General features: G+C 36.7%; 12 protein-coding genes. 10 read left to right on the forward strand and 2 right to left on the reverse strand.

The window, feature by feature from the left end; genetic code table 11:
• The first annotated feature begins 489 nt into the window (after positions 1-489).
• The 3 genes from parE to AC06OU_RS15380 are packed head-to-tail and all read left to right on the forward strand — an operon-like array spanning position 490 to position 6,108.
• On the forward strand, positions 490-2,460 hold the full coding sequence (parE, locus tag AC06OU_RS15370; RefSeq protein ID WP_475856938.1) for a DNA topoisomerase IV subunit B: 1,971 nt from the start codon (positions 490-492) through the stop codon (positions 2,458-2,460).
• Complete coding sequence (parC, locus tag AC06OU_RS15375) at positions 2,457-4,889, forward strand: DNA topoisomerase IV subunit A (protein ID WP_475856940.1); 2,433 nt, start codon at positions 2,457-2,459, stop codon at positions 4,887-4,889. The genes parE and parC overlap by 4 nt, the downstream gene beginning before the upstream one ends.
• Before the next feature lie 16 nt (positions 4,890-4,905).
• Positions 4,906-6,108, forward strand: coding sequence for an MFS transporter (locus AC06OU_RS15380; RefSeq protein ID WP_475856941.1), 1,203 nt, complete (start codon positions 4,906-4,908; stop codon positions 6,106-6,108).
• Here the strand turns inward: AC06OU_RS15380 and AC06OU_RS15385 are convergent.
• A complete protein-coding gene (locus tag AC06OU_RS15385) occupies positions 6,090-6,314 on the reverse strand; it encodes a hypothetical protein (RefSeq protein WP_475856943.1) in 225 nt (74 codons plus the stop codon). The two genes, AC06OU_RS15380 and AC06OU_RS15385, sit on opposite strands and share 19 nt — an antisense overlap.
• 168 nt (positions 6,315-6,482) lie before the next feature.
• On the opposite strand from AC06OU_RS15385, the gene AC06OU_RS15390 reads away from it, so the two are divergent.
• The 5 genes from AC06OU_RS15390 (at position 6,483) to AC06OU_RS15410 (ending at position 9,624) form a co-directional block, all read left to right on the forward strand.
• Positions 6,483-7,019 carry a copper resistance CopC family protein gene (locus AC06OU_RS15390; protein WP_475856944.1) on the forward strand — a complete coding sequence of 179 codons (537 nt, stop codon included), beginning with the start codon at positions 6,483-6,485 and terminating at the stop codon, positions 7,017-7,019.
• The gene (locus tag AC06OU_RS15395) at positions 7,016-8,122 is read left to right on the forward strand and encodes a copper resistance D family protein (protein ID WP_475856946.1); all 1,107 of its coding nucleotides are present in this window, start codon (positions 7,016-7,018) and stop codon (positions 8,120-8,122) included. Before AC06OU_RS15390 ends, AC06OU_RS15395 begins: the two co-directional genes overlap by 4 nt.
• A 125-nt stretch (positions 8,123-8,247) precedes the next feature.
• Positions 8,248-8,754, forward strand: a complete 507-nt coding sequence (locus AC06OU_RS15400; protein WP_475856947.1) for an N-acetyltransferase family protein — start codon at positions 8,248-8,250, stop codon at positions 8,752-8,754.
• Between the two features lie 123 nt (positions 8,755-8,877).
• Positions 8,878-8,973, forward strand: coding sequence for a putative holin-like toxin (locus AC06OU_RS15405; protein ID WP_222123056.1), 96 nt, complete (start codon positions 8,878-8,880; stop codon positions 8,971-8,973).
• A 183-nt stretch (positions 8,974-9,156) separates the two neighbouring features.
• On the forward strand, positions 9,157-9,624 hold the full coding sequence (locus AC06OU_RS15410; protein WP_475856948.1) for a GNAT family N-acetyltransferase: 468 nt from the start codon (positions 9,157-9,159) through the stop codon (positions 9,622-9,624).
• A 13-nt stretch (positions 9,625-9,637) separates the two neighbouring features.
• On the opposite strand, the gene AC06OU_RS15415 is transcribed toward AC06OU_RS15410, so the two are convergent.
• Complete coding sequence (locus AC06OU_RS15415; RefSeq protein ID WP_475856950.1) at positions 9,638-10,045, reverse strand: ribosomal maturation YjgA family protein; 408 nt, start codon at positions 10,043-10,045, stop codon at positions 9,638-9,640.
• 153 nt (positions 10,046-10,198) lie between these two features.
• Here AC06OU_RS15415 and AC06OU_RS15420 point away from each other — a divergent pair, with 153 nt between their 5' ends.
• Positions 10,199-10,690, forward strand: a complete 492-nt coding sequence (locus AC06OU_RS15420; RefSeq protein WP_475856951.1) for an RDD family protein — start codon at positions 10,199-10,201, stop codon at positions 10,688-10,690.
• A 53-nt stretch (positions 10,691-10,743) separates the two neighbouring features.
• Positions 10,744-10,971, forward strand: a complete 228-nt coding sequence (locus AC06OU_RS15425; protein ID WP_475856952.1) for a hypothetical protein — start codon at positions 10,744-10,746, stop codon at positions 10,969-10,971.
• Positions 10,972-11,082: the final 111 nt, after the last annotated feature.

Genomic DNA, 11,082 nt, shown 5'->3' on the forward strand with positions numbered 1-11,082 from the left:
GGATTGACCCGATTAAATAAGCAAGCAAAAGTAAAATGAGTATTGTCATAGTGTGCTCCTTCTATATCTATCTATTAATAATATAATAACTTTCTTATTTTACCATGTAGATGAGTTGTTATTCAATGACAAGTAATGCACTTCTAAAGGATAGTTCCAGCATAATCTATGCCAGATTATCCTGAGAAGTAAGCACAAAACCGATTATTAAAATTTTTAAATGAGTTCCTACTGAAAAAATCCAAGTTTATACGATATACTTAATATACAACTGTTCTTTTAACAACTGGATTAAAACATTGTTTAAAAGTAAAGAAGGAATTAACTAGGTGAATAGAGAATGCAAGAAAAGGGTAGATTGCATTCTAATTGAACTTTCACTACAATTGAAGTCTGGCCTGTCCTTCAGCGCTATTGACATAATGACAATCTGTTTGTAGGCTTAAATAGAAAGAAGAACAAACGTTTTGTTTTTTTGGAGGGAACGAATTGAGTAAAAACAATAATTTAACAAGCTATGGCGATGATGATATTCAGGTGCTTGAGGGCTTGGAGGCCGTAAGAAAAAGACCGGGAATGTATATTGGATCAACAGATTCTAGAGGTCTTCACCATTTGGTCTATGAAATAGTAGATAATGCGGTGGATGAAAGCCTTGCTGGATTCGGTGAACATATTATAGTTACAATCCACTCAGACCAAAGTATAACTGTAAGAGATTTTGGACGAGGTATGCCAACTGGTATGCATAAAACAGGCGTTCCTACTGCGGAAGTAATATTCACTGTACTACACGCAGGTGGTAAGTTTGGACAAGGCGGCTATAAAACTAGTGGAGGTCTACATGGTGTAGGTGCCTCTGTTGTTAATGCTCTCTCATCATATGTGGATGTAGTTATTCATAGAGATGGAAAAAAGTTTGCACAACGCTTTGAAAATGGTGGAAAAGTAGTCGAATCACTAAACCAATTAGGGACTACAAAAGAAACAGGAACATCCGTACATTTCTTACCTGATAGCAAAATCTTCTCCACTACTAAATTTAACTATGAAACACTTTGCGAAAGACTTAGAGAATCAGCTTTCCTCTTAAAAGGATTAAAAATCGAATTATTTGATGAACGTACTGAAGCCCATGATGTGTTCTATTATGAAACAGGCATAGAAGCTTTCGTCGCCTATTTAAATGAAGAGAAAGATGTACTACACCCTGTTTTTTATATGGAAGGTAGTCATGAAGAAATTGAAGTAGAGTTTTCTTTCCAATTTAATGACGGTTACTCAGAAACCATCTTATCCTTTGTAAATAATGTTAGAACAAGAGATGGCGGTACACATGAAACAGGTGCTAAATCAGCGTTAACACGTGTATTCAATGATTATGCCCGAAAAACAGGATTATTAAAGGAAAAAGATAAAAACTTAGATGGCTCGGACATTCGAGAAGGAATCTCCGCTATCGTATCTCTTAGAATTCCCGAGAATCTATTGCAATTCGAGGGGCAAACGAAAGGGAAATTGGGTACTAGTGAAGCAAGAAGTGCGGTAGATTCTGTTGTGTCTGAAAAGCTACAATACATCCTCGAAGAAAACTCCGAGTTATCTGCCTCTTTAATCCGAAAAGGGATTCGTGCTCAGCATGCTCGAGAAGCAGCAAGAAAAGCGCGTGAAGATGCTCGTAATGGAAAAAAACGAAAACCATCCGAGTTATTATCAGGTAAACTTACTCCTGCTCAATCTAGAAATGCGAAGAAAAATGAGCTATATCTAGTAGAGGGTGACTCTGCTGGTGGTTCTGCTAAGCAAGGTAGAGATCGAACGTTCCAAGCAATCCTACCGCTTAGAGGAAAAGTTATTAATACAGAGAAGGCTAAGCTAACTGACATCATGAAAAATATTGAAATTGCTACGATTATCCATGCAATTGGTGGTGGGGTTGGAGCAGATTTCAAGATAGAAGACATTGCATACGACAAAATCGTCATTATGACAGATGCCGATACCGATGGAGCACATATACAAGTACTATTGCTTACGTTCTTCTATCGATATATGAAGCCATTGATTGAAAACGGCAACATCTATATTGCCATGCCTCCTTTATACAAGGTATATAGAGGAATGGGGAAAAAAGAAGTCTCCGAATATGCATGGACTGAAAAAGAGCTCAATGCTGCTATGGAGAGAATTGGAAAAGGTGTTATGCTTCAGCGTTATAAAGGTCTTGGAGAGATGAATGCCGATCAATTATGGGATACAACTATGAACCCTGAGACTCGAACTTTAATACGTGTGACGATTGAAGATGGGGCACGTGCCGAGAGACATATAACAACATTAATGGGGGATAAAGTAGAACCTCGAAGAAAATGGATAGAAGCCAATGTTAACTTTAGTTTAGATGATGATTCAAACATCTTAGAAAATGAAAGAATTCACACGGAGGATGAATTAGTATGACACAAACCGAAAGATATCAAAATTTACCGTTAGAAGAAGTAATAGGTGATCGGTTTGGACGTTATAGTAAATACATCATTCAAGACCGCGCTTTACCTGATGCTCGCGATGGACTAAAGCCAGTTCAACGTCGTATTTTATTTGCAATGCTTCAAGAAGGAAATACAAATGACAAAGCCTTCCGTAAATCAGCTAAAACGGTTGGAGTTGTAATAGGTAACTATCATCCTCATGGTGACTCCTCTGTTTATGAGGCAATGGTTCGTATGAGTCAGGATTGGAAACTACGCCATATGCTAGTCGAAATGCATGGGAATAACGGTTCAGTTGACGGGGATCCACCCGCTGCTATGCGTTATACTGAAGCAAGACTTTCCGCCATCTCACATGAGCTATTAAGAGATATTAACAAAAATACGGTGGATTATATTCCTAACTTCGATGATTCGGATATGGAGCCTATGGTTCTTCCTGCTCGTTTTCCTAATTTACTAGTAAACGGTGCAACTGGAATTTCCGCAGGATATGCGACAGATATACCCCCACATGCTCTACATGAGGCACTTGATGCAGTTTTAATGCGCATGGAGAATCCAGCATGTACAGTGGATGAACTTATGACAGTTATAAAAGGTCCTGATTTTCCAACAGGTGGAATTATACAGGGTGTCGAGGGTATTAAAAAAGCTTATGAGACGGGCAAAGGTAAAATCGTTGTACGCTCTAAAGCTGAGATTGAAACGATTAAAGGTGGCAAAGAACAAATTGTCATTACAGAAATTCCGTATGAAATCAATAAAGCTAATTTAGTCAAAAAAATCGATGAGCAGCGATTAGACAAACGATTAGACGGAATCGCAGATGTTCGAGATGAATCAGACAGAACCGGTTTGCGTATTGTTATAGAGATGAAAAAAGAAGTAGATGCTCATGGTATATTACAATACCTATTTAAAAACACAGATTTACAAATCACGTATAACTTTAATATGATTGCCATTCACAATCGTAGACCAACAATGATGACATTGCCTCTACTACTTGATGCATACATCAATCACCAAAAAGAGGTTGTTACTCGTAGAACAATTCATGATTTGAATAAAGCACAAGAGCGCCTCCATATCGTCTCAGGTCTGATGAAAGCCTTATCCATCTTAGATCAGGTTATTAAGACGATACGTGCCTCTAAGGACAAAAAAGATGCTAAAAACAATCTGATAAAAGCGTATGAATTCTCTGAAGCACAGGCTGAGGCTATCGTTTCCTTGCAGCTATATCGTTTAACTAATACAGATATAACGGAGCTACAAGAGGAAGAGAAAAAATTAAATCTGCTGATCACGAGTTTAGAAAACATACTTGCGAAGGAATCTGTTTTGATGAAAACCATCAAGAAAGAGCTACAGGTTGTACGCAAACAGTTTGCTGAACAACGTAAATCTGTAATTGAAAATGAGATTGAAGAGATTAAGGTTACATTAGATGTGCTTATTCCATCTGAAGAGGTTATCGTTACGGTTACTAAGGATGGCTACATTAAACGAACAGGCATGAGATCCTTTAATGCATCCAATGGACAGGACTTTGCTATAAAAGAATCTGATTATCTTCTTTATCAGGAGTCCATCAATACGCAGCATCACCTGCTATTGTTCACTTCTAAAGGAAATTACATTTATCAGCCGGTGCATGAATTACCTGATATTCGCTGGAAGGACCTTGGACAGCACATATCTAGCATTGTTCCTCTTGATACAAATGAGACCATTATCAATGTTATTGGGATTGAATCATTTGATTTAGACTTATGTGTTTTAACTGCAACAAAAGAAGGTCAGATCAAACGATCACTTCTTTCGGATTATGTAGTGCAACGCTATGCTAGACCTATAAAAACGATTAAACTCAAGACGACGGATGAGGTAATATTAGCTCAGCTAGTAGCACCATCAGATGAAATACTTATGACAACGCATTTAAGTTATTCTGTTCGCTTCTCTTTAGACGAAGTGCCAATAACAGGAGTAAAAACAAGTGGCGTTAAAGGGATCAATCTTAAAGATGATGATTATGTAGTGAGTGTAAACGTAGTTTCACAACAAAGCACTGAGGATATTATGCTGATAACTCAGCGTGGTTCCATCAAACGAATGCACCTTTCCGAAGTTGAGCCAGGAGCTCGAGCTAAAAGAGGACTTGTCACGCTCCGAGAATTAAAAACTAACCCGCATCGCGTATTTGCTGTTGTCCTAGCTAAAAAATCAGATGGGTTAGTAGTAGAAACAGTAAAAGGACACCATGAAATGATTGAAGTGAATAGCTTCCGTCCAACAGATCGTTATTCTAATGGATCCTTTGTAATAGATACAGAGAAGGATGGCCAACTTCTAAGAGCTTGGAAGAAGGCAATAGAACAAGAATCCTAAAAGAGGGAAAAAGGATATGTGGAGAAATAGAAACGTTTGGATTGTTCTTATAGGGGAATTAGTTGCTGGTTTAGGACTTTGGAGCGGTATAATAGGAAACCTGGAATTTATGCAGGAAAAGGTCCCCTCTGATTTCCATAAGTCCTTGCTGCTTGCTAGTGGTTTACTTGCAGGAATTCTTGTAGGTCCACTAGCAGGTAGAATCATCGATCAGTCCAATAAAAAAAAGGTATTAATCCTTTCTGGTATCGGTCGACTATTTAGTGTGTTATTTATGTTTGTTGCTATTGCTACAGGATCCATTTGGTGGATGCTATTATTTCTAATAAGTCTGCAGGTTTCTGCTTCCTTTTACTTTCCAGCTTTACAGGCGACTCTGCCGTTAATTGTTAAGGATGAGGATTTACTTCAGTTAAACGGTTGGCATATGAATGTTTCCACTATTGCTAGAGTAGCAGGTACGGCAATTGGAGGGCTTGCATTAGTTTACTGGCCTATTCAGTCATTGTATATCATTTCGATGATAGCTTATGCAGGTATCCTTGTGTTTACTTTTATGCTCAAAATAGATGAGAGCACTAAGGAAAAAATGCTAGTAAGTAATGGACCTAGAAAAGATGGTTTTAAAGAGGTTTTTCCTATGCTTAAAGGGAATATGCCTGTCATGCTGACACTACTCCTAACCTTAATACCTGTATTATTTTTAGGCTCCTTTAACTTGATCGTCATTAATATTAGTGAGATTCAAGATTCATCTTCTATAAAGGGAGTTATTTATGCGGTCGAGGGTGTAGCCTTCATGCTTGGTACCCTTGCTATTAAGTATATTGGGAAAAGATACAGCACTAAATCTATTCTCTTCACTTTCGTATTTGTCATTGGTCTTGCTGAGATCTCTATGTATTTTGTTGCAAACCCAATTTTAACACTAGTAAGCTTCGCTTTGTTTGGTTTCTCTATTGGCTGTTTTTATCCAACAGCATTAACCATTTTTCAAAAGCAAGTTCCGAAAGAGTATCATGGTCGATTCTTCTCTTTTCGAAATATGCTGGACCGAATTTCGTTCCAAATTGTTTTGTTATCGACAGGTGCCATGTTAGATTTAATTGGTCTTCCGTACATGATGGTCATATTCGGTGTATTTAGTATAGGTTTAACAACTATTTTTCTTTTGCAAATTCAGAAAAGAAAGCTGTCGTTTCAAATACCAACTGCATGAACATAATAAAAAGCATTTCCATCGGGGTATAAACCTTGTTGGAAATGCTTTTTATGTTTGTTATGAAGGTGATGCAATTTTTCCTTTTTAGTTTTAGTCTTTCTAACATGAGTGCTGAATTCAATGTCATTTCTCGTCGATGATACATCTTTTCCAGTTGTTCTTAGCTGATGAAGTCTTTTTTTCTTGGCATGTGATTTAGCCATATGAATCTCTCCCTTTATAATAGTTTACATCATCCATATTAGAGAAATTGATTGTAAAATTCAATCTTTATCGTAATTCTATAGAATGTGGTATAAGTAATAGAGAGCACTATACACAATTATGTCTCTTTAACTAGAAAACGTATATTATACTTTGGAGGTCCTTTTATGAAGAAAATCATATTCTTAATCACCATCTGTATACTCCTTATGGGCGGAAAAGCTTTTGCTCATACAGGTTTAGAAAGCTCAAACCCTTCAGATGGAAGCACAATCACAGATCCAATAGAAGAAATAACACTTACTTTTTTAACAAAGATAGAACAAACGAGCTCTTTCAAAATATATGGAGCAAATAACGAAGAGATTCCGGTAAAAGACATTGTTGTGGTCGATGATCTCATGACTGGAACAGTAGAAGGTATGGATAATGGAGAGTATACATTAAAATGGAATATAATAGGTGCTGATGGACATCCGATTCAAGGAGACTTATCATTTACCGTAAATCTTCCTGTTGTTGAAAAACCAGTAGAGGTAGCTGAAGAACCTAAGGCTGATGTTGAAGGAACTGCTCCTATCGTAGAGACAAACGAGGTGGAAAGTGACCCATCCTCCAACGGCTTCTTTATATGGATGATTATCGGTTTAGTAATTGTTTTAGCTGCTAGTTTCTGGTGGATAAATGGGCGAAATAAAAAATGATGTTGCTTTTATCAACCATTAGCGAAGCCTTTCTATATGCCTGCTTTGCATTGCTAATGGGGAGCTTTATATTTTCACTCATCCCAGAAGATCTAAAGCCTACGATTGTAGTTTCAAAAAAGGCAAAGTTAATAGCAGTTGCTGGAATAGCAATATTTTCTTTTATGCCAGTATTCAATATAATGATTTACTTGCTGGAGGAATACAGTTTTCTCTATGTATTAGAATCAGTATTATTGACGTTTGAAATAGGTAAGGCTTGGATCGTAATGATTGTGATCACCATTTTTCTAGCAGTCTTTATTTGTTTATTTGACGATAGAAATTCACCTGCCTATCCTATTTTGGGGATTGGATTACTGCTTGGGATGGTCGCAGCAATGAGCTGGACTACACACTCACACTCTGTCTATGGTATACAAGGCTTTATCACGCATTTTATCCATTTTGGGACTGTGATCGTTTGGATAGGTGTTTTAACAATGGTAGCTTGGTTTTCTATTAACAAAGAGAATTGGATATCCTTTTTAAGCTGGTTCCATACAATGGCTGTTTTTTGCTTTGCAATTATCTTTGTGACTGGTCTAACTTTAATGTCATACTCGATGACTATCACGGAATATCCGAATTCATGGATGCAGCCCTATGGTCAAAGTCTTCTGATCAAACATTTACTTATCCTTCCCTTGATAGGCTATGCTTTTATTAATGGATTTTTGATGAAAAGAAAGCTACGTGTAAAAGTTGATATGGACCCGCGTCCTTGGACTAGGTTAGAATCTATTATCGTATTATTGATCTTTGCGGCAACAGGTGCTATGAGCCAGCAGGAGCCACCACACAACAATGTGTTGCTAAGTAAAGAAACACTTTTACAAGCCTTCGGTATCTTACCGTCTAGTGAAGGCTCTTTAGTTCCTTTAACTGTGGAGCTTGTGGCAAATTATAAAGGTATTTCTTTTGGTATTCTAGCTATTGCCTTTTTAGCTATTAGCATCTATTCCTTTATCAAAAAAATGCCACCAATATTCTCATTTATTATGAGTATTTTATTAGTCCTATGTGCGTTATTTGCCATCTCATTTAGCGTAATAGCGTATTAACTAAAAAAGCACTTCTTACAAGGAATTTCTCCTTTGAAGAAGTGTTTTTTTATTATATTTATATATAAACTCATAATTACTTGTCGTATAATATGAGAAAACATGGAGAAATGAAGGGATAAGGCATGATTCATAAAGAGATAGCTATCAGAAAACTGATGGAGAACGATTGGGAAAAGGTGCGCGCCATTTTTATAGAGGGTATCCAAACCGGAAATGCAACCTTTCAAACAGAGGCTCCTACATGGGAGGAATGGGATGCTAGCCATACAGCCAATTGCAGGCATGTAGCGGTGTTGGAGGATCAAGTCGTAGGTTGGGTTGCCCTTAGCCCAATTTCAAGTCGGGAGGCCTTTTATGGAGTTGCTGAAGTAAGCATTTATATATCTGGTTCAGCGACCGGTATGGGGATTGGCGGAAAGCTATTAAAGCATCTGATTGAAGAAAGTGAAGAACAAGGATTTTGGACAATTCAATCCATGATCTTTCCAGAAAATGAAGGAAGTATTCACTTACATAAAAAATATGGGTTTGAAACAGTCGGTACGCGAAAACAAATGGGTAAGCTGAACGGTGTCTGGAGAGACGTCGTATTATTAGAAAGAAGAAGCTCTACATTAGGAAAGGATTAAAGTTTATATATGGAAGAGTTATGAGATATAATAGATATCAAATAGATTAGTAATCTCATGGGTGGTTGGCACAATGATCCCTTATGTCACGGCAAAGCGAGACAGGAGGGAGGTGCTGCCTTTTTGACTGTATTTGAATCCCTTGTAATTATGATTAGCTTTGGTTCGCTAATTATTGCTTTAATTACTTTGGCACTTTCAATGACACAAAAAAAGTAACCCACCTGTGAGTTAGCGCTCGGATGGGTTACTTTGCCTTAAGAGCCAATCCCCATTGAAGGGAACTAGTCTATTTTGCCGCTCGGATGCTACCAACATCTAAGCGGTTTTTTTATTTTATACATTTCTTAACACGAGTATACCAATATTTTATGCTAGTATCAATTTAAAGGGAGTGGTGAGATGAATATTAAGCTGGCTGAAAGAAATGATCTCGTTTCCATTGTAAATATCCTAGACAAAACGACGCTGAAGCTATTAAGGAAAGGAATTGAGCAATGGTCTTATCCATGGCCAGCATCAATCGTGGAAGAGGAAATAAATAAAGGCTTAGTCTTTAAGATGGAGCTAGATAATGAGATAGTGGGAACTTTTACGATAAAGCCTATCCATCGACTAAATAGCCTTCATATTAACCCAAACAGTCTATATGTAGGAAGAATTGCTATTATACCTGAATACCAAGGTAAAAACCTCGGTGCCTCCATTATTAACTTTTGCCTTGCTATTTCTAAGGAACACAAAAAAGATATGTATTTAGACTGTTGGGCCGGAAATAACAAGCTTAAGTCATTTTATATGAGCTGTGACCTTGATTATTTAGGAGATTTTCCTGAGGACGATTATCATATAAGTATATTTCAATTTTAAGAAGTGTATTTAATTAGGAGGTGGTATGTTTAACGAACTTGTTCCATAAAGCATCAAACAAATATGCTACAACTACACCTAATGTATATCTCCAAAGATCTTCGATTAAAAATCCTTTCCCAAGTATTAAAGCACCAAGTGTATTTCCTCGAATACTATTAATCCACTGACCTTGATATAACTGACTAAGCTCAATTCCAAAACAAAAGAATAAACTGATGTAGAAGGAAATATGAGGCGGTTTAGTAACGAAAATAAATCGTGCCCCGAAGTACACCATGGCTGCCCAAAGTGTGTCACCAGCATTATCGGCCACCACTTCTATAAGCAAGTAATCATATCTTCTAGAAGCTAGTCCTAATACGATCATAAGAAAAGTAAGTGCCAAATACGTGATGCGGAAATGAATAAATGGCTTCAAAGTATACACTCCTACAAATGAGTAATAAATATGGAAAACCCTATATTTTCTGACAAAATAATAGTTTATTTAGATTTACATAGTATAATTAATATTGTATTTGTCTGAATAAAGAGTTAAATAAAAGACTACTTAAAGAGAAGGAGAGTGAAAATGGAAAGAATATTATTTAACCTAGCAAGTGCTCCCAGAAGAATTATAGCATTTTTAGTGGATAGCTTACTCTTTTTATTACTGCTTATTATCATTTCATACATTGTCCTAGGTGATTTTGATAGAGGTTTTATAGACAGCAAATATTGGGACGCAATCTTTGCACTATATTTAATGATACTCCCAGTCGTTTGGAGCGGCTATACCGCTAGCAAGAAAATGTTCAACATTAAAATAGTTCGTGTAGATGGTGAACTGGTAACCTTCCAAAATATGCTATTAAGAGAACTAGTCGGCAGATACTTATTGGGGGTTGTAAGTTTTGGTATAACAAACATTGTAAGCTTTTTTATGATTATATTTCGCAAAGACAAGCGAGCTATACACGATTTAATAGGTGGGACAATAGTAGTTCCAAGTAATAAGAAAAAAATGCATTATTCATCTGAAGAGGAATTATTAACTGGAGAGAGAGAAACTATACGCCTCTAGACTATGAATTTCTTATTCTCTTAGCATACATACTGAGAAATGGTGGGGAGCGGATGAGCGAGCGATTTGATTTGAGTTTTAAAAACAAGGAAGTTAGGATGTGGTTTTATATTATATTGCCGACAGTTGTCGCATGTAGTATAGCCTTATTAATTATTAATCCTTATTACGCTTACATTCCACAAGTGATAATTTTTGTTGCCTGGATCATCTATTACTTATGGAGATTTTTTCATAGACGTCATAGAGATCAACGTGATCCTATTATAGACGGTCATTAATACATTAAATTTTAAGTTGTGCTGTGAAATGGAAACGCTGTCTTTTTAATAATATGATCACATACATAGCTAAGAAAGTGATTATCAATAAAATGTATTAATCTTATTCTA

This window comes from Psychrobacillus sp., assembly GCF_056205495.1.

What these genes read in the sequence shown, in the direction of transcription:
- parC (WP_475856940.1), top strand. Translation starts at nt 2,457, where the DNA reads ATGACACAAACCGAAAGATATCAAAATTTACCGTTAGAAGAAGTAATA.
- AC06OU_RS15380 (WP_475856941.1), top strand. Translation starts at nt 4,906, where the DNA reads ATGTGGAGAAATAGAAACGTTTGGATTGTTCTTATAGGGGAATTAGTT.
- AC06OU_RS15385 (WP_475856943.1), bottom strand. Translation starts at nt 6,314, where the DNA reads ATGGCTAAATCACATGCCAAGAAAAAAAGACTTCATCAGCTAAGAACA.
- AC06OU_RS15390 (WP_475856944.1), top strand. Translation starts at nt 6,483, where the DNA reads ATGAAGAAAATCATATTCTTAATCACCATCTGTATACTCCTTATGGGC.
- AC06OU_RS15395 (WP_475856946.1), top strand. Translation starts at nt 7,016, where the DNA reads ATGATGTTGCTTTTATCAACCATTAGCGAAGCCTTTCTATATGCCTGC.
- AC06OU_RS15400 (WP_475856947.1), top strand. Translation starts at nt 8,248, where the DNA reads ATGATTCATAAAGAGATAGCTATCAGAAAACTGATGGAGAACGATTGG.
- AC06OU_RS15410 (WP_475856948.1), top strand. Translation starts at nt 9,157, where the DNA reads ATGAATATTAAGCTGGCTGAAAGAAATGATCTCGTTTCCATTGTAAAT.
- AC06OU_RS15420 (WP_475856951.1), top strand. Translation starts at nt 10,199, where the DNA reads ATGGAAAGAATATTATTTAACCTAGCAAGTGCTCCCAGAAGAATTATA.
- AC06OU_RS15425 (WP_475856952.1), top strand. Translation starts at nt 10,744, where the DNA reads ATGAGCGAGCGATTTGATTTGAGTTTTAAAAACAAGGAAGTTAGGATG.